The organism is Ulvibacter sp. MAR_2010_11 (genome assembly GCF_002813135.1).
Lineage (GTDB): Bacteria > Bacteroidota > Bacteroidia > Flavobacteriales > Flavobacteriaceae > Altibacter.
The window spans coordinates 1,873,433-1,898,925 of record NZ_PHTY01000001.1 but is presented as its reverse complement, the minus strand read 5'-3'; the positions used below and the strand labels follow the sequence as shown (position 1 = coordinate 1,898,925).

Below are 25,493 nucleotides of genomic sequence, written 5' to 3'. Positions count from 1 at the left end.
GCGATGAAATAGGAAGGTGGCATTCTTGGCCGAAGCGATAAAACGATTCCATTCGGCGAAGTAAGACGGATTATATTTTACAATTTCAAAAATAACCTAGTGTTTTTTAAATGTTATGTTCCCCTCACCATCTATATACTGATATACACCCTTTGGAGCGCCTTCTTTAATAATCAAAAAGCTACTGTCGCTCTGAAGCTTATTGAGATAGGTTGCGTCATCCGAAAGATACGATATCAAAATCCGAAATATGTTTACGGATGTTTTTAATTTTTCATCATAATCGGGGGCATTCCCTTCCGGCCAATGGACAGACAAAATTGAACTAAAAATTGAATAAATTAAATCTCTGTCCTGTGTTTTTATTTCAGTTTCTTGCGCATAATCCATACCCACATACCCACCGTGATCTGCCATAATTAAAATTAGAGCATGAGGATCCTTATCTTTAATTAAACTTACCAGCTTCTTTATCGTTTCGTTAGACCTGCCGAGGCTTGCCAGCCACTCCTCTTTTTCTCCTTCTTTACCCAGTGAATTCTTTTTTTGGTTCGAAATATGACCCGGATTAAAAAATTCGACAAAAAAGAACTTTGGTGTTTCCGGATTTAAGTCGATTGAGGCACTCAAAGGCGTGAAAATATCTTCCTTTTGATCAAAACCCGTGTTGATATAGGCAATATCGGCATAGTCAAAATTACTCATATCGAATCCCATTTTAGGTCTGTTAACCAATAAGTAGGGCTTTTCACTAATAAAGTGTGTTTTATACCCATTATTTTTAAACGCACTCAATACACTATTTTCTGATATAATAACGTCACGTGCATTGATGGCTTCGCTAAAATTAGAACCATTATTGTAATGATGGTGTTTCATCATAAAGGTTGCGCTGTTGGAAGACAGTGTGGAGGCATAGTTATTTCTGAAATCGGGATAGTTTTTAAAACCATTTGCTACTAAGAAACTTTCCATTTCGGAAGTATTGATATTGTAATATCCCTTTCTTAATTCCGAAAAATTGACATATCCATCGGGTTGAAGAAAATACACATTGGGCTTGGTTTTAAAGACAGCTGTTTCAATATTATCCGGCTGTTTTAACCACGCTTTGGAATAGGTAAGCTGTGAAATTACAGTTGGCATCAAAGTTAATAGTCCAACCGCGGCCAATAGCAACTGAATAATAATCCACTTTTTAAAATGCTTGTGTAAATAGAAGGCAGCTATAGCTGAGATTATTAAAATACCCAATGCAATCTTCTTTTGGAGTCCAGCGTACAAACAAATTTTTAGTAAAAAAAGAAAGACAAAAAGATTTAAAAAGGGTAATACGTATTTCTGCCATTTTGCAAAAGTCTTAATTTTTGAAATCCGATCAATAGTTACAAAACTCGCAATAGGAATAAGTAAGAAAAACAGCGTGAAGTATCCCAAATGACCCCAGGAATCTACCAGTGTATAATTATTTGTGTAATAAAAAAGTACAGGGTACAATCCCGCAGCAACTCCCGCTAGAATTGGATGGGTGCCGGGACTTTGTAAAAATTTTTGTAACCAATGCTTCATGGTAAAATCTTTCGTAATTACTTCTTGTTTTCTTCTATCACATCAAAGACGACTTTATAATCTTCGGTAATGCATTCGTAATAATTTGCACTCCAACCATCGTATTTTGGTCTGAAGCTTTTATCGGGTTCCAGATTATTCAACAAGCTTTTATCATCACTCAAATACGAAAAAATATTTCTAAACAAATTTACATTCGATTTAAACGATAAGGAATCCGGAACTTCATTATTTGGCCACTTTATGGATAACAAGCTGCTAAATACCGAAATAGTTTCGGTCTCTGTAAGCTCTTTGTTTTCAATTTCCTTAACATAACTCAATCCTACAGAGCCACCGTGGTCTGCAACGATTATAATCATGGCATTATTGTCGTATTTAGAAATCACATCTATTAAATCTATAACCCAGGTATTCGCAGTTTCCAAACGCTCTAAATACGCCAGTCGCTCGCCTTCCACCCCCAAGCTATAAGATTTACTATACGCAATATGACTTGGTATTGTCTTTTCTATAAAATAAAAATTATTAGTAGACGAGGCATCCTGTATCACGGCATTGAGGTCTGGGATGATATCGGCTTCGGCAATGGGACCCGTATCGTAGAGTTTTACGTCCTTCTGATCTATATTGCAATAATCAAAGAGGGTGTTCTTCCTATTAATTATAAAATAAGAATTGTCGGTTATTAGGTAGGTTTTATAATTATTTCTCTTCAAAATTTTAAGCACATTGTTGTAATCCCCTACAATCACTTCCTGCGCTCCAAAAGTCTTTAAATTTCCTTTAAACGTATTTTGGAGATAATGATGTTTCATGGCAAACATCGAAGAGTTGGAAGTTACGGTCGAATTATAATTACTTCGGAAGCCTTCGTAATTCACAAAATTATTTTGTCTCAGCCAGATTTCAAAGCCGGTATCCAAATGGTTATAGGGTGGTTTTCGCAATTCTGAAAAATTGGTATATCCATCGGGTTGAATTACGTAAATATTAGGCGTTTTTACAAAATTCACTTCGGCAAGTGAATTGTCTATTTGGGTCCAGGATGTTGAATAATTTGCCATAAACCAAAGCCGTGGAAGCAAACTAATACTACTTAGGAGTGCCAATAATAGCTGAAGCACTATAATTTTCACGAGATGTTTGTACAATAAAAAACTTAGGAGCGCAGCCAGAAAAATAGTTAATACCAACACTTTTTTATTCGATAAAAACACAAGCAGACTAATCAACCCTGCAAATACTGCAAAATTTATTGCGGCCAGACGGTATTTTTCGAAGCGTCGTAAGAATGAAATTTTAAAAACCAGTGGGGAAATACAAATAAGAATAAGGGGTAAGACAAAAGAAATAGAAAATAAGAAAAGGAATTGCACCCACGAATCGGCCATATCGAAATTACTATTGTAATAGTGCAGAAACGGATACAACCCTGCGGCCAAGGCAACAAGCCACGAGAATCGTTTCGTTTTCGCAAGTCTTTCGAGCATAGAGTTTTTCAAGTTAGTGTTTTTTAAACGTTACAGTTCCATCCTCATCAATCACTTTGTAAATTCCTTTTGGCGCACCCTCTTCAATAAGCGTATAGCTTCCTTCGTCCTGGAGATGCTTCAGATATTTTTCGTTTTCACTCATATAAGAAAACAAAATTCGGAAGACATTAACAGACGAATTAAATTTTGTATCGAAAACAGGTGCCTCGTTATTAGGCCATTTAATGGATAACTGTGTACTAAAAGCCGAATAGAGCAAATCTCTATCCATTGTTTTTTTTCTAATATCCAACATATTGTCATAGCCGGCATAACCGCCATGATCGGCCATTATCATGATTAATCCTTCAGGATCATTTTCTTGAATTAGATTAATAACATTTTTTATTCTTTCGTTAGCAATCTTAAGTTTTTCTTTATACATCTCGAACTCCCTTTCCTTTCCTGTGGTTTTCTGCTCATCAGATTCTACATGGCCCGGTTTAAAGATTTCAATAAAGAAAAACTTAGATGTTACGGTGTCTTCATTGAGAAATTTTCTTACAGGTTTTACAATGTCCTCTTCTCGTTTAAATCCATCAGTAATAAAAGCTATGTCCTTATAATCGAAATTACAGGCATCGTATCCCATTTCAGGGAAATTGTTTAGGAGGTAGGAAATTTCTGCAATATAATGTGTCTTATAATTATTGTTCTTAAAAATGTCTAGAACAGCATTTTTAGAGATAATTACTTCTCGAGCATTGGCAATTTCCGAAAAATTAAATCCGTTATTGTAATAGTGATGCATCATGGAAAAGGTGGCGCTATTAGAAACAAGTGTGGAAGTATAGTTACTTCGAATATCGCGATATAGTTTGAATCCCTTTTCTTTTAAGAATGAATCGTAGTCATCATTATCAATCTTATAATAGCCCGTATTCATTTCTGAAATATTTAAGTAGCCGTCGGGTTGAATGTAATACACATTAGGCCTTTTTTTAAATACCACCTGTTCTATATCGTCGGGTAATAACATCCATTCGCTGGAATAGGAAAGCTGAGTATTAATTGTTGGAATTAACCAGAACAAGCCAACAAATGCCAGTATGAGTTGAAGCGCAACAAGCTTACGAAAAAATTGATATAAGAAAATACTAAATAAAATTGCAAGGCCAAGAATCAACAATGTAAACAACCACTGTAAGGTTGTGTAGAGACAAAGCTGTATAAAAAGAAAGAATGTAAAAATATTTAAAAAAGGTAGCACATGTTTATGCCATTTTATTAGTTTAGGAATTTTAAATAACCAATCAAAAAACACAAAGACAACAATAGGAACTACAAGAAACAATGCTATAAAGAAACCTAAATGCTTCCAGGAATTGATAAGTGAATAGTTGTTGGTATAGTAAAAAATAACAGGATACAATCCTGCCCCCAAGGCAGTGATAATTGCCAAAAATCGAGGCGATTTAGGTTTTGTTGTTCTTACTATATCCTTACTTTCCATTGTATTTTTCAAATTGGATTTCACTGTTCGCATCTATATATTGATAAACACCTTTAGGTGCCCCATTTGTAATTGGAATATAACTGCCATCTTCCTGCAAATTATTTAATAGAGAGGTATTTTGACTCAAATAACTAATTAAAATCCGGAATAAATTTACCGAACTTTTTAAATATTCATCGGCTAAAGGAACTTCTTTTCCCTGCCAGTAGATCGCAAGATTGCTGCTGAAAATAGAATTAATTAAATTGATATCATCCGTTTTTTGATAGGCCTCGTGCATATACTCCATCCCTACAAACCCTCCATGATCTGCCAAAACAATGATTAATGCTTTGGGATCGTGCTTTTTAATATTTGAAATAATTACCTCTTGCTGCATATTCGATTCGTGCATTCTTTCGATCCATTTGTCACGTTCTGCTTCAATCCCTTCCGACTTTTGCTTCGTAACAGCAATATGTCCGGGGGAGAATAATTCAATAAAAAAGAATTTAGGACGCTGTATCGAATCATTTAGATATTCTTCCAGAAAAGGCAGGATGTCCTTTTTTTCTGAAATACCTGTTGTAATATATTCTACCTCGTTTTGCAAATAGTTACTGAAATCGTATCCCAAAACAGGCCTGTTTACCAATAAATAAGGCCTTTCTGCAAGATAATAGGTACTGTAGTCATTATTCTGAAGTATGCTCAATACCGGATTTGAAGCAACAATTACCTCTCGTGCATTCAAGGATTCTGTAAAATTAAAGCTTCGGTGGTAGTAATGATGCTTCATTGCAAACAGCGAACTGTTCGAAGTTAAGGTGGAAGCATAATTACTTCTGAAACCCGGATACAAAGTAAATTTTTCCTGCACCAGAAAAGATTCCAAAGTATTGTCTTCCAATTTGTAATATCCCTTTTTCAGTTCCGAAAAATTGGTGTACCCATCGGGTTGTATCAAATAAATATTAGGTTTTTCAACAAGGACAACTGCTTCAATAGCATCGGGTTGTTCCATCCAGCGGGAAGATTCGGATACTTGTGAGATTACCTTAGGAACCAAATAGAAAAATGCCACAACGGCTAGGAGTAACTGAATTATTATAATCCTTTTATAATATTTGCTGAACAACAATGCCAAAACAACTGCTACGAAAGCGACTAATAACGTTATTCCGTTTTTAAATTCACCAATAAATGCAAGCTTCAGAAAAAACAGAAAAAAGAAAAAGTTCAAGCAAGTAAGCACCTTAGTCTGCCATTTTTTAAGCGCCGAAGTGGCAAAAATTCGGGAGGCGGCGAAAAAAGAAATAGCCGGTACGAGTAAAAATATAAGTGTAAAATAACCTACATGCGACCAGGAATTGACCAGCTCAAAGTTATTTGAAAAGTAAAAAAGATACGGATACAAGCCTGCGCCAACGGCTGCTAAAATAGGGTACGGTCTTGTATTATTCAGAAAGTTTGTAAAAGAATGGCGCCATTTGGATACGACCATTTTACATAGCTTTAAACAAATAGAGGATGCGTTTTGTTCCGGCCACGGCCTCTTTTTTCACAAGCTGGAAGTGCTTTTTATATCCTGCCTCAAATTGAGTTTCATTATAAAAATCGAAATGATTTATAAACTCGCGTTTACGCACCAACAACGATTCCGCCCAGGAATCTTCCCTAGTTGGAAATTCAATAATTAAATGCTTCGAAAATTTTGCAAAGAACTCGGCCGACTTCTCAAAGGGAATGTTCCCCGATAGAGTGATGTGGTGTATCAACGCCAAGGCCATGGTCACATCGGGTGCATATTCCTGGAGGCGTTCAATAAGCGAATTACGCTCCGTATTGTTAAAGCCAATTCCCGGTGCGGGTTGTAAGACATCGCACACAAACGGCAACATATTGGTCTCCTTGTTCTGCTGAATTTGTTTGTAGTTGAAATCTACCGCATTGCTGTCTATATCGGTCACAATTACGTGAGATACTTTGTCCAATACCGTTCTTGCGAAGGTTCCGTCATTCCCGCCAACATCTATTAACGTCTTTGGCTCAAGCGGTTGTACCCAGCTCTTTATAAGCTCCTTTTTGGCTTCAAAAGCCGCATTTTCGTAATTGGTTTTTGTGTAATAATCACCCCATTCGGAGGCTTCCTTGATTTCCAGTTTCTTGATAAAATCGAACAGATTTTCAAGAATATTACTTTGGGCCTTTTTTGAAAGTTTTGCAACCTTGGTTTCGGCTTTATAATCTTCGCTGTGCTTACTTTCCATCTTCGCCAACAGGTGAATATTGGTGTACAATGTAGAACTTAGTTTCGATTTCCCCGGCAGCATGGAAGCAATCAACTTTACAGGAATCCCGTCAATGTGGGTCTGTAGCATTTTAAAAACTTCGGTGCCATGGTATTTTGCCAGGACCAACGGTCCAAAAAAGTGTGTAATAAACTGTTTGTAAGCTCTCCATGGTGTTCCTTCTTCATAAAAATCGAAAGAAAGGGTGTCGATAAAAATAGGTTTCCCTTTGTGAAACGTCACGTTATATGCCGAAGCATCCTTCAGAATAAAACCTTTAGACAAGGCGAATTTTTGAATTTTTAAGGTGTGTAAGGCTGCGTGTTTGAACTGGTCGAAACTCCACTCATACGGATTGGTGATAAACGGAATTTTTTCGGGAGTGATTACAATTTTATCTTCGGCAACTGAGGTTTCTTCATGAGAAATAAGCAACTCATTAGCGATTAATGCCTTGAAAAAACCGCTTTCTTTCAGTTTGTTATACTGCGGAAAATAGATGGGATTTATCACCCTTCTCAGGGTATCTCCATCGTGAAACATATAGCCCGAAGGGTCTCTAAATGAAGCTTGGTGTGTCGAATTATTTTTTCTCGTCATGGATGTCGGTATCTTGCTCATCAATATCTATTGAATCGTAAGTATCATCTTCCTTTTTCAGCAAGCCGAAAAAAGCTTTCACCTTATACATCGCATTTTTTGAAAATAAAATTACCCCTGCTGCCACTGCAACAATGGCCTGCACAATCATAGCTCCTAATCCCGGGTCGAAATACAAAAAATAATTCATACCTATCTTTTATTAAATTGATGATTTCATTACAAAACAGTTACAAATAAACTAAAAAACCAAGAGTTTATTGGAACAATCACCAAGAATATTTACAGTTTATTCCGCTTTCTGTCTACTTCTTTTAGGTATACTTTACGCAGACGTAAATGGTTGGGTGTTACCTCAACATACTCGTCCTTCTGAATGTATTCCAGAGCCTCTTCCAACGAAAACTTGATCGCAGGAATAATTCGTGCCTTATCATCTGCTCCCGAAGAACGTACGTTCGACAATTTCTTGGTTTTGGTAATGTTTACGGTCATATCATCCTGACGTGTATTTTCACCAATAACCTGTCCTTCGTAAATAGCCTCGTTAGGATTCACGAAGAAACGTCCGCGATCCTGTAATTTATCGATAGAATAAGGAATGGCCGCTCCGTTTTCCATAGATACCAAACTTCCGTTTTGACGTTCCGGAATTCCACCCTTTAGCGGTTGATATTCTAAGAAACGATGCGTCATTATAGCTTCCCCGGCAGTTGCGGTAAGCAATTGATTTCGCAATCCAATAATTCCACGAGACGGAATATTGAATTTACAAATCATACGGTCACCTTTGGCTTCCATACTCAACATCTCCCCTTTTCGCAACGTCACCATATCGATGGCTCTTCCACTTACGGTTTCCGGCAAATCGATGGTCATTTCTTCAACCGGCTCACATTTAACCCCGTCAATAACTTTTATAATTACCTGCGGCTGACCAATTTGCAATTCGTATCCTTCACGACGCATGGTTTCAATCAATACTGACAAATGCAGTACGCCACGGCCAAAAACCATAAATTTATCGGCACTGTCTGTAGATTCCATACGCAAGGCAAGGTTCTTTTCCAACTCACGCTCCAATCGCTCTCTAATATGGCGAGAAGTAACAAACTTCCCATCCTTCCCGAAGAATGGAGAATCGTTGATGGTAAACAACATACTCATGGTAGGCTCATCGATGGCGATGGTTTTTAACGCTTCAGGGTTTTCAAGATCGGCAACGGTATCACCAATATCGAATCCTTCCAAACCAACCAACGCACAGATATCTCCCGCACGCACTTCAGTAACCTTTAAACGTCCAAGACCTTCGAAGGTATGTAATTCCTTTATTTTAGATTTTACCTTGCTGCCATCGCGTTTTACAAGCATTATCTGCATATTTTCCTTTAAAACACCACGCTGTAAACGTCCAATTGCAATACGTCCGGTAAACGACGAATAATCCAATGAAGTTATCAACATTTGTACAGTTCCTTCCGAAACTTTAGGTGAGGGAACGTGTTCCAATACCATATCCAACAAAGGCTCGATAGTATCGGTCTCATCTTTCCAATCATCACTCATCCAATTGTGTTTTGCCGAACCGTAAACGGTTGGGAAATCCAATTGCCACTCCTCTGCTCCCAATTCGTACATCAAATCGAAAACAGCCTCGTGCACCTCATCCGGAGTACAATTTTCCTTATCAACTTTATTAATCACCACGCAAGGTTTTAAACCTAAGTCGATCGCCTTCTGCAATACAAAACGAGTTTGTGGCATGGGACCTTCAAAGGCATCTACCAATAATAAAACGCCGTCGGCCATGTTCAATACACGCTCAACTTCACCACCAAAATCGGCGTGACCGGGCGTATCAATGATGTTAATCTTAGTGTTTTTATATACTACCGAAACGTTTTTCGATGTAATGGTAATACCACGTTCGCGCTCCAAATCGTTGTTATCCAGGATAAGATCCCCTGTATGTTCATTTTCGCGGAACAGGCTGCAGTGGTGCATAATTTTATCTACCAATGTAGTTTTTCCGTGATCTACGTGCGCAATAATTGCAATGTTCTTGATATTCATAAGATGCTTCTTTCTTTGGGCAAAACAGTTTCAGTATCAGCATTTTACAGCTGTTTAAACAACCCTTCCTGTTCGCGGGTGCAAAAGTAGTGTTTCTCAGCCGATTAAAGCATAACAAAGCGTTAATTATTTTTTGGGCGTTCCCGCTCTAGGCGGGACAGGCTATCCGCTGTATCCCCAAGTTCTTGGGGGATGCCGCTACTATCCTTAACGCAGTCCGTTCTTGTCAAATTTTACAAAAAAAAGATGCCCTCCCGATGATAGAATGCATAATATTCAAAAAAATGCTATCTTTAACTAACTCCCCTTTAAAAAGATATAGCTATGAAGCTAAAATTACTTCTGGTAGCCAATCTGCTTTGTATTGGAGTTACAATCGCTCAATTTGGACCGCAACAGATTATATCGTCTACAACAGGAAGAGCATATATCGCGTTACCATTTGATATTGACAATGATGGGATTCCCGATGTTTTAAAAACGGGTATTGATGAACCTCGATTATATTGGCACAAAAATCTTGATGGTGAAGGGAATTTTGGCCCCGAAATCCTTATATCGAATGCAACTGCCTATTTTTATTCTATTGATTTTGTCGATTTAGACAGCGATGGCGATAAAGACCTTATTTATTTAAGGAACAACCCTCGAAATGTTGCTTGGCTGGAGAATCTTGATGGCGTAGGCAATTTTGCCCCTGAACAAATAATTTTAGAAACAATCGGAAATCATATCCAAGGGGTAACACCGACCGATATTGACAACGATGGAGACCTTGACCTTTTAGCTACGATTTCAGACACTTTCTCAGTTTGGCTTGTATGGCATGAAAATGTGGATGGTAATACTACTTATGGCGAGGCCCAAATACTAATAGAAAATTTCTTTATTACATCTATAGCTTTGCCGAATATGGTGGATATCGATAATGATGGTCTTTTAGATATGTTAACAGCCTATGAACTTGGTAACGGTCCGGGTAAATTGGTTTGGTATAGAAATCTAGGTGACGGCATGTTCGATTCAGACCAAGAAATTCATCAATTCCTTGTACCGGCTTCCGATTGGATAAGTGTTGGAGGCATTCAATATATCGACATAAATACCGACGGAAAAAAAGATATAGCGGTATCCACTCACCATGATGACTTTGGTAATTTCTATTTTTGGTTTGAAAATATAGATAACCTGGGAAGCTTTGGAGATCGACAGGATCTCTATATAAATGGCAGGTTTGTTGATATTGATAACGATGGAGATAATGACATCCTAGTGGGAGAATATGATTCTGATAGAATATATTGGGTAGAAAATATGGATAGCTTGGGTACATTTGGAAATGAAAGAACCATAACTACAGAAATAGATCATCTAAGGTCTATAAGTATTGCCGATTTTAATGGAGATGGTCTTATTGATGTTGTTTCGGCGTCTATATCTGACGATAAAATAGCCTGGTACGAAAATACCGGTATTCTTGGACTCTCAGAAAACACCCAAAATATATTTGTTGTGTATCCCAATCCTACCAAAGAAGAAATTACATTATTACCTTTCGACCAAATTGCAACTATCGAGCTTTCAAATGATCTTGGACAACGAATGGAAGTACATTTTGAAAACAATACAATCGACCTTTCAAGTTTAGCTTCGGGATTGTATTTATTGAAAATAACAGGAACAGCCGGTGATTCTGAAACCCATAAAATAGTCAAGCAATAAGCTAAGTATTGCAATCTTTCAGCTAAAATATTATCCGCTTTAATTTCGGGAGGTACTTCGTGCTTTTCATTATCTTTGCCTTTCTAAAATACCGCACAATGAACATCGATCTTATTCCGAAGATAAAACATACTAACTCCAACAATTTTTTCTTACTCGCCGGACCTTGTGCTATCGAAGGTGAAGAAATGGCGCTGGTAATAGCCGAGAAAATTGTGGCCATCACCAACCGACTCCAGATTCCATTTGTATTTAAAGGAAGTTTTAAAAAGGCAAATCGCAGCCGAATTGATAGTTTTACAGGGATTGGAGACGAAAAAGCCTTAAAAATTCTCAGAAAAGTTTCTGAAACTTTCGATGTGCCAACCGTAACCGATATTCACGAAGTAGATGACGCAGCCATCGCAGCAGAATATGTAGATGTATTACAAATTCCTGCCTTTTTGGTACGACAAACCGATCTTGTGGTTGCCGCGGCAAAAACCGGCAAAGTAGTCAACCTTAAAAAAGGACAGTTTATGAGTCCCGAAAGCATGCAACACGCTGTAAAAAAAGTAACAGATTCGGGTAATGATCAAGCACTAATTACCGATCGGGGTACCATGTTTGGTTATCAGGATATGATCGTGGATTTCAGAGGAATTCCTACCATGAAACAGTATGCTCCCGTAGTGTTGGATGTGACACACAGTCTGCAACAACCCAATCAGTCGATTGGTGTAACCGGAGGTCGCCCGGATATGATAAGCACCATTGCCCGTGCCGGAATAGCAACAGGAGTTGACGGCCTTTTTATTGAAACGCATTTCGACCCGGCACATGCAAAAAGCGACGGTGCCAATATGCTGGATCTACATCATTTGGAAAAACTACTTACCGACTTGGTGGCGATTCGCAAAACCATCAATCATTTGTAATAATTTTTATCTTTTACCGAATAGGCTTCCTTGAGAAGATCTACTAAAATTTTCTGATTGATATCTTCCAGAGTTTTATAACGGAGTGATTTCAAATGCTTGCGACCCCCTAAGACCAAATGATTGGGGTGCTTAACAAGATGTGTCCCATGCCAAAAGACCAAATCTACGTAGCCGCGGGCACAATTGAGATAACAAAAAGGGAGTTTTCCCCCTATATAATAGAAGGGAAGTTTCCATTTATATAACAATACCGCATTGGGAATGGTGGTTTGGATGGTTACCTGAAGATGTAGTAACATAGAGCGAAACGGCTCAACTTGCGATACTATATATTGTTCGGCAGGTTTCATAAAGGCAAATTTACTTTTAAAATAAAAAGCCCTGTCAAAATTTTGACAGGGCTTTTTCAATTAAATAAACTTGGCTAGTTTCAAATAATATGTCTTGTAATGAAAAAAGGACGGCTCAATTAGAGCTGTCCTTTTTAAATCGCTTTTTTTAACTCCCCAATTAATTAAGCTATACAAAGATGAGGCTTACGCAGGCTCCAAACAAGAGGCATAACCCCTTTTTTAAACAGGGTTTTTCCTGTTTTTCAGAAAACTTATGATGAAAAAAAGTTGCTCAGGACGAGCAACTTTTTATATAATCGTTTTATTAACTCCCCAATTAATTTATAACGATTAGTTACGTTGTCTTATGGCTAGAAATAAATCATCTCTGTAAGACATTCAAATATCCGAATAAAGTTATATGTAATGCAAGGGGGTTTTTCCTGTTTCTCCTCTAGGGTTTTTCCTATTGTGAAGCGTATTTAATTAATTATCAATGCTATTCGTCACAAAATAAAGAAGGTTACCTTTTAACGAGCAACCTCCTATTATTTGCTATTTATTAACTCCTCAATTAATTAAGCTTTACAAAGATGCAACCCTTGTTCAGAAATTATATGGGGGAAATGACTGTATTTGAGAAAGGAAAATCATTGTTTCTTCTTTTTGAATTTTTGAATAATAGTTCTACATTGCCCTATTGCAGGTTTTAACTTTTGTCAATGGTACTCAATTATAAATACTTAGCTATTCTTCTTTTTATTTGGGCATGTAAAGACTCCCCCAAAGAGGTTTCGGGTATAGAAATTACGCCAAAACAAAAGGATTTCAGAAGATCAACCGACCAAATGATAGATAGTATTCAAACTATTATATCCTTAGTTAATTTCAGAAATCATCCCTATGAGAGTGCCGAAAAATTAAAACTCATCGAGCAAGCGGTCACTGCTGCTTCAGCCAACAATCAATTATCGATTCCGCTGTATATAGATTACGGAAAAACATTACTCAATGCCGGAAAGTCTCAGGAAGCCATAGATGTTTTTGAAACACTTCTGGAAAAGTTGCCCGAGAACAAGGTAATTACAAAGAACACTAAGGGACTGCACGAAGCATTAGCTATAAGCTATATGCGCCTGGCAGAGCAAATTAATTGTCGGGACAATCATTCGGCCGAATCCTGCCTTTTTCCTATAAAAGGAAAAGGAATTCACACCAATAAACGAGGTTCGCAAAAAGCTATTGAAATTTATAAAGAAATACTCAAGGTGTTTCCCGATGATCTTCAAAGCAGATGGTTGCTCAACCTTGCCTATATGACATTGGACGAATATCCTCAACAAGTTCCGAAAGCCTATTTAATCCCTCCTTCGGCATTCAAACCCGAATATAACTTGGCAGTATTCCAAAACATCGCGATGAATGTGGGGCTGGATGTAAACGGACTGGCTGGGGGTGTGATTGTGGACGATTTCAATAACGATGATTATATAGATATTATCGTTTCTTCTTGGGGTCTCTTCGGAAATGTTCTTTATTTTGAAAACAATGGTGATGGGTCTTTTACTAACAAAACTGAAGCTTCAGGCCTTTCCGGACTTACCGGTGGACTGAATTTAATTCAGGCAGATTATAACAATGACGGCCATTTAGACTTCTTTATTTGTCGGGGTGCATGGAGCGGATTTAATTGGATGGGGCAATTACCCAATTCGTTACTTAAAAACAATGGTGACGGCACTTTCACCGATGTAACCATAACCTCAGGATTGTATGCAAAAAGACCCACTCAGTCTGCAGTATGGCTAGATTTTAACAACGATGGTTGGCTGGATCTGTACGTTGGAAATGAAACGCATTCGACAAAAGAATTAAATCCAGCACAGTTCTTTCTGAATACAAAAGACGGGGCATTTAAAGATGTTGCGCCCCGGCTTGGATTGAACTTTACAGAATACATAAAAGGAGTGAATAGTGGAGATATCAATAACGACGGATTGCCGGATATTTATATCTCCATTTTAAATGGTCCCAATAAATTACTGCTCAACAAAGGGGGAAGAAATATCGAGGATTGGAAATTCGAAAACATTGCGCCAACCGCCGGTGTCTCTGAACCTATTGAAAGTTTTCCCACCTGGTTCTTTGATTTCGACAACGATGGTTGGGAAGATATCTTTGTTACCTGTTTTGACAGCTATTCCCTATCGCAGCAAGCTGCCGAAACAGCGGCCGATTATTTAGGTCAAAAGAAGATGGCCGATCTTCCAAGACTCTATAGAAATACAGGATCAAATCGATTTGAAAATGTGACAAAAAAACAGCATTTAGATCGTATTTTACCTGCCATGGGTTGTAATTACGGCGATTTGGATAACGACGGATTTTTGGATTTCTATTTGGGCACGGGTGCTCCCGATTATCGGGCTATAGTTCCCAACAGAATGTTTCGTAATAATGCCGGGATAGCATTTCAGGATGTCACCTATGCCGGAAATTTCGGGCATATTCAAAAAGGACACGGCATAGGCTTTGCCGATTTAGACAATGATGGCGATCAGGATATTTATGCGGTAATGGGCGGCTCGGTCTCGGGGGATGTCTTCCAGAATGCATTGTATGAAAATCCGGGAACGTCGAACCAATGGATTACTGTTCAGTTGCAAGGAACCGCTTCGAATAGATCTGCAATAGGGGCTCGAATTAAAATCACTTTGGAAAATCACGATGGATCCACCCGAACAATTTATAATACCGTGAGTTCCGGTGGAAGCTTTGGAGCCAATAGCTTACAAGCGGAAATTGGGCTGGGGAATTGTAAAGCCATCAAAAGCATCGCAGTAAACTGGCCCGATGGTAAGGCGACATATACAGATTACGGTTCTTCAGCTACAGGTGTTACAATTAAGATTATCGAAGGGAACGAAAACCTCATCGAGGTGTCCAGAAAGTCTTTTGAGTTTCCGAAGCAACACACTTCCATGGCCCATTAATTATATTTAATGAAAAATTAACAACTTTCTGCTTTGTTATTGAAAAAGAATAGTGTTACTTTGTTTTTCAAAGTACTTTATTATGAGTGAGCAAGATTATTTAAAGGATATCAGCGAGATTAAGAATTTAATGAATCGATCCTCGCGATTTATTTCGTTAAGCGGTTTGTCGGGAATTCTGGCAGGAGTCTACGCACTAATAGGCGGAGCAGTTGCCTACTGGTTGGTGGCAAACTCGGGAAGGGAATACTTAATTTTGGACGGCTATATTTTCAGGTTAATATTACTGGACCTTTTTTTAATTGCTTTCTTCAGTGTAATTACCGCAATATTTCTAACCACCCGAAAAGCAAAAAAGAGCGGTGTAAAAGTATGGGACGCTTCTTCACGGCGCTTAATTATTAATTTTTTAATTCCCTTGGTCGCCGGCGGGCTATACATTCTTATTATTTTGAATCAGCAAAAATACGGGCAAACCGCAGCGCTGATGCTCATTTTCTACGGACTGGCTTTGGTAAATGCCGCAAAGTACAGTATTGGACATATTCGGTATTTAGGCTATATAGAAATAGCGCTAGGCTTGGTGTGTGCAATTTTACCGGGTTATGGCTTTTGGCTTTGGATTTTAGGTTTTGGAGTGATGCATGTGATATATGGAAGTGTAATGTATCTTCAGGAAAAAAAGCAAAAATAAGTGGGAATTATAGACAACATAAATAAGCTATTTGATCATCGCATACGCCTGGGGATTATGTCTATTTTGGTTGTAAACGAAGAAGCCGATTTCAACAGGTTGAAAGAATTGCTGGAGGTAACCGACGGCAATCTTGCAAGTCATATTAAGGCGCTGGAACAGGCGAAGTACATTTTGGTTCAAAAACAATTTATAGGCCGTAAACCCAACACCAGTTACTCGGCTACAGCGTTGGGCAAAGCCGAATTCGGCAAACACATTAGTGCCCTGGAAAAACTCCTAAAAAAGGAATAACGCTATTTTTTTATTAATTAACTTTGAAATACAAAGTACTTTAAAATTATATTATGGAACAAAAAAGAAGCAAATTTGGAAACTGGATGCGCAACTCTATTACTGCGCGTATGCTCATTGTGGGATTTTTATTATTGGTTTTATTAATTCCGCTGGAATTTGTGAAATCCTTGATAAGTGAGCGAGCCTACAGGCAGGAAGAGGTGGTGCGAGAAATTAATGGGAAATGGGGAAATGAGGTGTTGTTCTCCGGACCCATTCTCAAAATACCCTATAAAACCTACAAGGAAGAGACTATTTTTATTGAAAAAACAAAAACCTACGAAAAAAAGACCGAGGTCATAATTAGAAATGCCTACCTCCTGCCCGACACTCTCGGCATAACTTCCACGGTCGAATCGAAGCCTTTAAAACGCGGAATTTACCAGTCTGTGGTGTATACAGCAGATAATAGTGTAGCAGGAAATTTTCCCGCCATAGATTTCTCGGAAAAAGACATTGCCGATGATGACATTCTTTGGGACAAAATAACGGTGCAGGTACGTACTTCAAATTTGAAGGGAATTAGAAACAGCCTCATAGTGCAGTTGGGCAATGAAAGTCTATCCATGACCCCGAAATACGATCAGGAATACCTAAATACAATTGAAAGTGAGCACATAACAGCTATCACTCCGGAAAATAAAAATCCCCTCCCCTTTTCCTTCAATTTAAAAATAAACGGGAGTGAGAGTATCAAGTTTATTCCTGTTGGTAAAGAAACCAAAGTGACTATGACTTCAAATTGGCATTCGCCCAGTTTTGATGGCAAATACCTGCCGGTGGATGAGAACCGTGAAATTACCAAAGATGGTTTTAGAGCCTCCTGGGAGGTTTTTCAGATAAACAGACAGTTTGAGCAGCAGTTCTTTGGAAGTTTGCCCAATCTGTCCGAGTTCGGGTTTGGAACCAAACTAATCATCCCCGTTGATGAATATCAAAAAAGTGAACGTTCCACCAAATACGGCTTTATGGTTATTGGCTTAACCTTGCTTGTTTTTCTGTTAATACAATTGGTGAGCAAAATTCACATTCATCCTTTTCAATATGTGATGATTGGTTTGGCGTTGGTGATGTTTTACACCTTATTACTGTCAATTTCAGAACACAGTACCTTTCTGAAAGCCTATGCCATTGCGGGAGCTTCGGTTTTAGGGCTGATTACTATTTACTCCCGTGCTATTTTAAAAGGATTTAAATTTCCTCTCTTGGTGTGTACCTCCTTAGCTTCTTTGTACGGATTTATTTATGTAATCATTCAGTTGGAGAATTATGCGCTGTTGGTAGGTAGTATTGGATTGTTTGTTATTTTGGCTCTGGTTATGTTTGCTTCCAGAAAAATAGACTGGGGTAACGAATCTTAAGTAAGATAGGATGTGGGTATTCAGAAAAAAATATGCTGTAATTACAATCATTTTATTACTGGTTGAAATAGCAATTGCTCTGTTTCATTTTCATCCCATAGTGAGAGGGTTTTTGGGAGATGTATTAGTAGTTATCCTATTGTATACATTCCTGAGAACCTTCTTATTAATTTCTCCTGTAAAAATTGCCTTAGGCGCGCTACTCTTTGCTTTTACAATTGAATTTGTGCAAATTTTAAATCCGGTCGAGTTTTTTGAAATTCACTCAAAAATTCTTCAAACTGTGATTGGATCAAGTTTCGATCCCTGGGACTTAGTGGCCTATAGTATAGGCTTTGTATTTATACTTTTATTGGAAAAAATTAGGTGTGATGTCAATAAGGCTAAGAGTAACTAAATATTTCATTTTTAGTATTTTGCTACGTATCAATTCAAGTTTCTTAATTTTTCTATATATTTAAGCTCCCAAAATTCATAGCTGATTGAGACTACTTATACTTTTTGTACTTGCAATAGTCCTATTTCCGAGTATTTCCTACACTCAGGTTTCAGCCGGAACTGAATCCGATTCGACTAAATTGGCCCAGAGGGCCTTAAAAGTTAAAAGAGTTGATTCCCTAAGAAAATTCACACGAAATCAGTTTTATAGAAACAATTACGATCTGGCGATTGAAGTTGGAGAAGAAACCTTAAAACTAGCGAGAGAAATAAACGATTATAAAACTATTTTTTCCATTTCCAGTATAATGGGAAATGCATTTCTCAAAATTGAAGATACTACACAAGCCAAACGAATTTTTACCGAAGCCCTGGTTGAAGCCGAGCAAATACAAGCAAATAGGATAGTTTCAAAAGACGCGTTAGAAGAAGATAGATACAACGATGACAGAAGTATTATAACAGCTCTAATCGATTTAGGAAATTACTACGCCCTTCAGGAAAAAGCAGAACCCGCCATTAAATTGTACAATGAGGCAATCCCCCTTGCTGAAAAACTACATGACACCTCTCACCTGTTTATTCTCAACTTTAATATTGCAGAGCTTAATCTCGATCAGGAAAATATAAAAACGGCCGAGTATTACGTCATGCAAACCAACAATTACATTAGTAATTCTACTGTCGATGCATATAGAGCGGTCGCGAAGTTGAATGTGGGAAAACTACACTATCTGAAAAAAGAACCGGGATTAGCAATAAAAAATCTGCGCGAAAGTATCGAACTCGCCGAAAAATCGGGATTTACAGATCCTTTAATTGAAGGCTACGACTTTTACGCCAAAGCAGAAGCGTTGAATGGTAATTATAGCGCTGCTTATGCACTCATTCAAAAGGCAGATGAATACAGAGCTGAAAAATACAAAACTGATAAAATTGAAGCTATTGAGACCGTTACGGCAAAATTTAAACTCAATCAATTCCAGCAAGAACTAAAAGCTCAAGCACTACAAAATGAAGTAAATACGCAAACCACTAAACGAGAAACTACTATATTATGGGTTAAAATTGCATCCGGCATTCTCTTAATTTTCTCATTGTTTTTATTCGGCTCGTATCGCAAAAGAAAAAAATTACTTATTGATCTAATTCATAAGAATAAACAATACTTAGAGGCGAAAGAAAAAAGTGAAGAGTTATCTAAGGCTAAAACCGTTTTGTTTTCTAACATAACTCACGAGCTAAGAACACCTATGTATGGAATTATCGGGATTTCAAACATTCTTATAAAAGACAAAAAAATAAAGAGTCATGACGAAGATTTGAAATCGTTGAAATTCTCTGCAAATTACCTTTTCTCACTTATTAATAATGTACTCCAACTCACTCAAATTGAGAATACAAAAAAAGAAGAGTTGGAAAAAACAAAGTTTAATCTTGAGAATCTAATTAACAATGTTGTTGAATCCTCGAAGTTTCTCAATGAGGAACATCCTAATAATTATAAAATAATAATTGATAAAAAAATTCCTAAATACCTTTTTGGAGATGAAGTAAATCTCACTCAAGTTTTAATCAACATTGTTGGGAACGCATCAAAATTTACAAATGATGGAACTATAACCATTCAGGTGGATCGTGGAGCCGATAAAGGCAATGAGATTTGCCTTCAATTTTTAGTGAAAGACACTGGAATAGGAATTTCCAAGGAGAAGCAAGAAAACATCTTCGATGAATTTGCACAAACAACCGGTTCAGGAAATCAATATCAGGGCGCAAGACTGGGTCTCCCCATTGTAAAAAAGATACTGGAGCTGCATGGGTCTGAGATTGATCTTAAAAGTGAAGAAGGTAAGGGAACCGAAATCCGATTCGATTTGTATTACACTCCCGGCAGTAAGGCTGAAGCCCAAGTACAAAATACTGTCACGAATGCATTGCCTCTCAAAGGAACTCATATTCTGGTGGTAGACGATAACAAAATTAATCAGTTGGTTACCCAAAAATATATCGAGACCTATGGAGCGACTGCTAAGGTAGCCGGCAGCGGAGCGGATGCAATCCGAATGACCAAAAGTGAAGAATTTGATCTTATCCTGATGGATATTAATATGCCCGAAATGAACGGGTTTGAAGCTACCGAAAGAATTAGAACCTTTAATACAGACATTCCGATTATAGCCCTCACAGCAGTAGAATTGGAAAAAGTAGTGGGGGAACACTCGTTCAACTTAATGAACGACCTTATTATCAAGCCCTATAAGAATGAGGTTTTTATAGAAACACTTCTCAAACATATTTCAAAATAACTACTTAATTACGTTGGGTGAATTAAATTAAGGCTATAGTCTACATGATTGCTTCAACAATTCAGCATAGCATCGCTCCGGTCGTTTCTTGGCACATAAGCCTATCGCTTAAAAGAGCTGAATGGGCACAAGGGAATCATTCCTTAAATGTTTAGCAGCCTTCGCCAATAGCTATTTGTAAGTTGATCTGAACGCACAAATAAAGCTCCTTACAGACCCTTCGTGAAGCTGAAAGACTACTTCACTTAGCGTTCATAGTATAACATGATTACAGCTTACAACAGTATTGTTTAACCAAGACTTTGGATAGGTTGAGGATTAATTTATGGACAGTACAACAGTTACTATATAAAAAATGCTCTGCAGTTTTACACTACAGAGCATTTTACAATTCATTGTTCGGCAAGCAGTTTTACACGCTACTTACTTCAGCTATTAATGATCCATTATAATCCACTTAGATCGGGTAGCGTCGTACATTAATCTAACCATGTTATAACGTTCTATCACCATACTACTACCATTGGATTCGATTCTATTTCCGAAGAGAGACAATATACTGTTAGGAAGTATAGTAAGATCACCAGTGACTGGATATAACCATATTTGTTGACCATCTACTCCACCTATAATACCTGTAATAATCATATTACCTAGTATGCTTCTCATTCTTATTACCGATTTGTCTTCATTGGGTTCACCCGGAAGTATAATAAGGTTGACATCACTTAAAATTGGAATGTTAAATGGACTAACATCACCAATTTTCAGAATCTTATCGTTGGCTTTAATTTTATTGGCTTCCAGAATTAAATTGTCACCAATTTGTACATCAACGAAATTTCCTAAATCATCTACACCAATAATTTTAGTAGCGATTACTGTAACTTCTTCCGAAGATGTAGTGCTTACACCTCTAACTCGAATAGAACCATTAACGTCGAGGGTTGTGGTTGGGTTGGTAGTATTAATACCAACTTGACTGAATGTAGAAAATCCTACGCATAGGAGTAACATAAGGGGGGCTAAGTTTCTCATGAGGCTTTAATTAATAGAACAATTTTAGACTTTAATCCATTATCTACCAAATATTTGTAAGAAAAATCAACAATTTTTCGATGAAATGCAATAAAAATCCTACAAAAGAATTAAACTTTTGTAAAGTGTTCTAAATTTCAGCCCATTAACTACTTAAATCACTGACTTACATAATCCTGTAAATAGGCAAACCTTGGGGTAAGATTTCCTTCAGAAGTCGTCATTTGGGCACGTTGCAGAATACCCATGGCATCATTATTAAAAAATGAAGGAATTACATGCTCTAAAAACATATCGCCAAAACCTTCACTGGCATCTTTTGGCAATTCGCAAGGCAAATTATCCACCGCCATTACAGTGATGGCATCGGGTTTATTAAAACTGGTCTCAGATTCAGTTTTCGGGTCGTAGCCGTAAAAGGGATCGGCAATAGTTGAAGCTCGCAATGTACTGGCCACAGGACCATCTACATCGCATGAAATATCGGCGACCAAATTGATATTAAAGTTAGGCTGCTTTGCGTCATTCCTTGTAAAGAGATAGGGTGCACCATTCCCGTAGAAATGACCGGCAATAAACATATTGCTTTTTTCTGCATATTTCATAAAGTCACTTTCATACTCTGAAGGATCGTCATAAAATTCAAATTTGTCCCCTTCCTTCCCATCCTTGCGTTTGGTATATTCCATAACGTCAATGAGACAATAGACAGGTTCTGAAAATGTTAGTGACAAATAGTCGGTATCCTGCACTTCGCGTATTTTTAAATGATCCAGAATCTCCCTAGCGCCATTCGCTACCTTTCCGGTGCCGGAAAGTATGATTCGCAGATTGTCCGGAAGTGTAATTTTATCCAGTTGTTCTTTTACAGCTTCCAAATCGGCCAATGTCTCTACTTTTGGCAATAGGAATAATCCATCTCTTAGTCCCAAAGCCCGAAATGCATTGTAGGCACCTACCAAGCCGGCGTACCGACCAAAGCCAATAAGTCTGTGTTTGTCTTGAGTAACAATGGTTTCGTGATCAAAAAGTTCAATCCTCTTTTCGAGAACTGCTTGTAGTAACTTCTTGTTATAAGGTTGTTTTTTGATGGTATGGCTGAAAAAAAAGTATTTTTTATTCGGAATAAGTGCATCGATGGGAACTTCTTTTACCCCCAGCATTACATCGGCCTCCGAAATATCCTCCTTAACTTCAAATCCGGCCTTACGATAGGCATCATCGGGAAATATACGCACGTTTGAAGCTTCCACGATAATTTTGGCATCGGGGAATTGTTGTATGACTTCCTGACACTTTTCGGGTGAAAAAACGACACGCCGGTCGGGTGGATTTTTACGTTCTTTTATAATTGCGAAGGTGATAGCCATTTGGAATGCTTTTTGTAGTATTGTTAAGGCGGCTAAGATAGTTATTTCTACTATCTTTGAGGTCTGCTTTTATAGATGAATACAGGTAAATAATTACAAATTCTCCTCACCCTTTTAGGGGGAGGTGCCCGAAGGGCCGAGGGGGTTATTTTGACATAAAACACCTTTTATTACAATTAAAGCAAATGCGTTAGGGATAGCAGTGAAAATCCTGCAAAGCAGATTGAAACGAATAGCCCGACCCTCCGAATCCGCCTTAGGCGAAGAAGGAGGGAACGCCCACTTCACGATACATCCCGAAGGCTTTCGGGACACTCGAAGTGACTGATCTTTGAAAATAATGGGGCCGACTGGTTTTGACAGCGGGTCTAATGGTATTGTAAGCATGTCGAGCGCTGGGATACAGCTCGTAAATCTCATATTTCACACTTTTTAAACGGCGAGAATAACTACGCCCTAGCTGCATAATCCGAATTACAGTAGGATAATGCCTCGTCCCACAAGGTGGGAAAGCAGGAAGTCACTCAAACACCTTGGTTTACGGTTTTTGATTTAGTGACTTCGTAAAAGTAAACCTAGCTTGTGCAGGGCTTTGATGCACTTGCGAAACCCAAATTGAAGCTAAGGGGTGCGTTGGTAGTTTTCGACCGGCAAGCCCACGAAAATCTAAATGAAAACTAAACATGTAGAAAGTAGTATCATTGCTTGTTTGGACGAGGGTTCGACTCCCTCCGGCTCCACTATATAGCCCTGTGTTGTTAATAAACACGGGGCTTTTTATAATTGGTTGACAATACCGTTGACAAAATGCTTAAAATTTATTATTATCAATATCTTTATTTTGCATCTTGAATATTAGATTAAGGATATAAAAGGAGCGAATAAAGACAGTAATGGTAAATAATTGACATATTATGTTCGCATACAAACCAAATTTACAATATAAGCTATTAGTAAATATACTTAAACCCAAAGTAAAAAATGACACTATTAATAAAGTCAAGACCCCATTTCTCAATATAGATATTGCTTTACCATATAGATTTGATGCTAAGAATATTTTAAAAGAATTAGTCTCTTTTTTTTGCTTTTTAGATTTAATTATTGTGGATTTTAACGTAAGTAATATAGTAAGAATTGTAAGAATAAAACCTGAAACAGTGATGCCGATTCCCGCTATATCGTTTGATTCACAATTAAAATCAAGTTTTATAAAATCATTTTCATTTAAATAATAAATTACCCAAACAATAATAGAGACCATAACAACATCATAGACAAGTGGTTTCTTATAATAACGGTCTAATAGGCTTCTCTTAGTCTTTGTCATTAACGTTCATCTTTTCAGCCTTATACAGCATATATTGTTCATTTGCTAAATCAAATAATTTCTCGGTATCTAACTGCCCTTTTTTTCCTTTTTTATATGGACACTTTACATATAAAGTTACTTTTCCTCTTACTAAGCTAAAATCATTGTCATTACCTTCTGAATCCTCATATTCAAGATAAAAATCTTCTATATCTTCCATAACTTTAGTGTCATTAATAACTGCTTGTAGAATCTTTTTTGATGTACTTAGCATCTTGTAATTCTTTTCAGTAATTAATTTTTTTCCTCCGGTTTCTCGAAATGACAAGTCAACTTTCACCGACTTTGGGTCCACAGTGTTTGCCAGTGCTTGCATATTAGAAATAAATGAATCCTGAGTATTTCTAAAAAGAGCAGGTAGGCTTTCCGGTCGAGCTTTAAAACGAAATTTGAATACGTTTTCCATTGAATTTATAACTTGTTCAACAGACTTTTCCATATGTACTTGCGCTTTACAGGCTTTAGAAATATGAAGAAATTTTCTCGATGAAAGTGTCCTAAAATAATATTCAATGTCTGAAATTTTAGGTCCAAGATTATTGTATTCGCAGATGACTGTAGGGTTATTATGTTTTTCTAAATCAACATAAAAGTTGGTAGTTTCAACCAACTCTTTATCCTTTAAGTCAATATCCGAAGAAATAGTCATTTTTTCTCTATCCAAAAACGCAGGAACCTTATCTCTCAATAAATTTATTCTACATTTATACATCCTATCTGAATGTGAATATGTCGCTCTCGACACAAATAACCTTCTTGATTCGGCTTTATCCCTATTCTCGTGACGGTCAATGATTATATATCGTCTATTTTCTGTTCTTGTGTCATTTATTTTTTTTACACAAGACTTGAATATTCCAAAGCTTCCCATTTTTCCAGTTTGCTCTTTGTATGGTTGAAAAATTAACTCAAAAGCATGAAAATTAACATCTAAAAAATCCGCCATAAATTTAGTATAGGTTTATTCTAAAATTTCATCTTAAATATTACTAAATGTATAATTGTAATATGAAGTGAAAATCGATTCGGTAAATTTAAATTATCGGGGAGAGGTTAAATATATCCAAATTTAAATAAAAACGTTCACATAAAAAGACTGTCG

The 25,493-nt window shown here is 37.4% G+C and carries 20 protein-coding genes and 1 other RNA gene; 10 read left to right on the top strand and 11 right to left on the bottom strand.

All coding sequences use genetic code 11. From position 1 onward, the window contains the following. Window positions 1-96: 96 nt before the first annotated feature. The 7 genes from ATE92_RS08755 to typA all read right to left on the bottom strand — a co-directional run bounded on the left by ATE92_RS08755 (window position 97) and on the right by typA (window position 9,506). Window positions 97-1,569, bottom strand: a complete 1,473-nt coding sequence (locus ATE92_RS08755; protein ID WP_100803345.1) for a sulfatase-like hydrolase/transferase — start codon at window positions 1,567-1,569, stop codon at window positions 97-99. 17 nt (window positions 1,570-1,586) lie between these two features. Next, window positions 1,587-3,062, bottom strand: a complete 1,476-nt coding sequence (locus tag ATE92_RS08750) for a sulfatase-like hydrolase/transferase (protein ID WP_100803344.1) — start codon at window positions 3,060-3,062, stop codon at window positions 1,587-1,589. Window positions 3,063-3,075: 13 nt separating this feature from the next. Further along, on the bottom strand, window positions 3,076-4,590 hold the full coding sequence (locus ATE92_RS08745; RefSeq protein WP_157809594.1) for a sulfatase-like hydrolase/transferase: 1,515 nt from the start codon (window positions 4,588-4,590) through the stop codon (window positions 3,076-3,078). Then, complete coding sequence (locus ATE92_RS08740; RefSeq protein ID WP_100803342.1) at window positions 4,547-6,043, bottom strand: hypothetical protein; 1,497 nt, start codon at window positions 6,041-6,043, stop codon at window positions 4,547-4,549. Before ATE92_RS08740 ends, ATE92_RS08745 begins: the two co-directional genes overlap by 44 nt. A gap of 1 nt (window position 6,044) precedes the next feature. Then, window positions 6,045-7,430 (bottom strand): nodulation protein NoeA, encoded by a 1,386-nt coding sequence (locus tag ATE92_RS08735; RefSeq protein ID WP_100803341.1) that lies wholly within the window; start codon window positions 7,428-7,430, stop codon window positions 6,045-6,047. Beyond that, window positions 7,414-7,620, bottom strand: a complete 207-nt coding sequence (locus ATE92_RS08730; protein WP_100803340.1) for a hypothetical protein — start codon at window positions 7,618-7,620, stop codon at window positions 7,414-7,416. Before ATE92_RS08730 ends, ATE92_RS08735 begins: the two co-directional genes overlap by 17 nt. Before the next feature lie 92 nt (window positions 7,621-7,712). Further along, entirely contained in the window at window positions 7,713-9,506 is a 1,794-nt protein-coding gene (gene typA / locus ATE92_RS08725; RefSeq protein ID WP_100803339.1) for a translational GTPase TypA, read from the bottom strand. A gap of 324 nt (window positions 9,507-9,830) precedes the next feature. On the opposite strand from typA, the gene ATE92_RS08720 reads away from it, so the two are divergent. Together ATE92_RS08720 and kdsA are read left to right on the top strand one after the other, a co-directional pair. Beyond that, complete coding sequence (locus tag ATE92_RS08720) at window positions 9,831-11,228, top strand: T9SS type A sorting domain-containing protein (RefSeq protein WP_100803338.1); 1,398 nt, start codon at window positions 9,831-9,833, stop codon at window positions 11,226-11,228. 98 nt (window positions 11,229-11,326) lie between these two features. Further along, window positions 11,327-12,145 carry a 3-deoxy-8-phosphooctulonate synthase gene (kdsA, locus tag ATE92_RS08715; RefSeq protein WP_100803337.1) on the top strand — a complete coding sequence of 273 codons (819 nt, stop codon included), beginning with the start codon at window positions 11,327-11,329 and terminating at the stop codon, window positions 12,143-12,145. Here kdsA and ATE92_RS08710 read toward each other — a convergent pair. Next, complete coding sequence (locus ATE92_RS08710) at window positions 12,136-12,498, bottom strand: DUF1801 domain-containing protein (protein ID WP_100804399.1); 363 nt, start codon at window positions 12,496-12,498, stop codon at window positions 12,136-12,138. The two genes, kdsA and ATE92_RS08710, sit on opposite strands and share 10 nt — an antisense overlap. 704 nt (window positions 12,499-13,202) lie before the next feature. Between ATE92_RS08710 and ATE92_RS08705 the strand changes: the two genes are divergently transcribed. The 6 genes from ATE92_RS08705 (at window position 13,203) to ATE92_RS08680 (ending at window position 20,611) form a co-directional block, all read left to right on the top strand. Next, window positions 13,203-15,473, top strand: a complete 2,271-nt coding sequence (locus ATE92_RS08705) for an FG-GAP-like repeat-containing protein (protein WP_100803336.1) — start codon at window positions 13,203-13,205, stop codon at window positions 15,471-15,473. 82 nt (window positions 15,474-15,555) lie between these two features. Continuing rightward, window positions 15,556-16,167, top strand: a complete 612-nt coding sequence (locus tag ATE92_RS08700; protein WP_100803335.1) for a hypothetical protein — start codon at window positions 15,556-15,558, stop codon at window positions 16,165-16,167. Further along, entirely contained in the window at window positions 16,168-16,461 is a 294-nt protein-coding gene (locus tag ATE92_RS08695; protein WP_100803334.1) for a transcriptional regulator, read from the top strand. It begins immediately after the preceding gene. 53 nt (window positions 16,462-16,514) lie between these two features. Then, window positions 16,515-17,864: a cell envelope integrity protein CreD gene (gene creD, locus ATE92_RS08690; protein ID WP_100803333.1), complete on the top strand. Its 1,350-nt coding sequence runs from the start codon at window positions 16,515-16,517 to the stop codon at window positions 17,862-17,864. A gap of 10 nt (window positions 17,865-17,874) precedes the next feature. After that, on the top strand, window positions 17,875-18,261 hold the full coding sequence (locus ATE92_RS08685) for a DUF2809 domain-containing protein (protein WP_100803332.1): 387 nt from the start codon (window positions 17,875-17,877) through the stop codon (window positions 18,259-18,261). An 85-nt stretch (window positions 18,262-18,346) separates the two neighbouring features. Next, complete coding sequence (locus ATE92_RS08680) at window positions 18,347-20,611, top strand: ATP-binding protein (RefSeq protein WP_100803331.1); 2,265 nt, start codon at window positions 18,347-18,349, stop codon at window positions 20,609-20,611. 435 nt (window positions 20,612-21,046) lie between these two features. Here ATE92_RS08680 and ATE92_RS08675 read toward each other — a convergent pair whose 3' ends face one another. Further along, the gene (locus ATE92_RS08675) at window positions 21,047-21,649 is read right to left on the bottom strand and encodes a hypothetical protein (protein ID WP_100803330.1); all 603 of its coding nucleotides are present in this window, start codon (window positions 21,647-21,649) and stop codon (window positions 21,047-21,049) included. A gap of 158 nt (window positions 21,650-21,807) precedes the next feature. Then, on the bottom strand, window positions 21,808-23,013 hold the full coding sequence (locus ATE92_RS08670; RefSeq protein WP_100804398.1) for an NAD(P)-dependent oxidoreductase: 1,206 nt from the start codon (window positions 23,011-23,013) through the stop codon (window positions 21,808-21,810). A 348-nt stretch (window positions 23,014-23,361) separates the two neighbouring features. Here ATE92_RS08670 and ssrA point away from each other — a divergent pair. Together ssrA and ATE92_RS14025 are read left to right on the top strand one after the other, a co-directional pair. Then, window positions 23,362-23,762, top strand: a transfer-messenger RNA (tmRNA) gene (ssrA, locus tag ATE92_RS08665). Window positions 23,763-23,933: 171 nt separating this feature from the next. Then, window positions 23,934-24,254: a hypothetical protein gene (locus tag ATE92_RS14025; RefSeq protein ID WP_157809593.1), complete on the top strand. Its 321-nt coding sequence runs from the start codon at window positions 23,934-23,936 to the stop codon at window positions 24,252-24,254. Between the two features lie 81 nt (window positions 24,255-24,335). Here ATE92_RS14025 and ATE92_RS08655 read toward each other — a convergent pair whose 3' ends face one another. Next, window positions 24,336-25,337 (bottom strand): hypothetical protein, encoded by a 1,002-nt coding sequence (locus ATE92_RS08655; RefSeq protein WP_100803328.1) that lies wholly within the window; start codon window positions 25,335-25,337, stop codon window positions 24,336-24,338. Window positions 25,338-25,493: the final 156 nt, after the last annotated feature.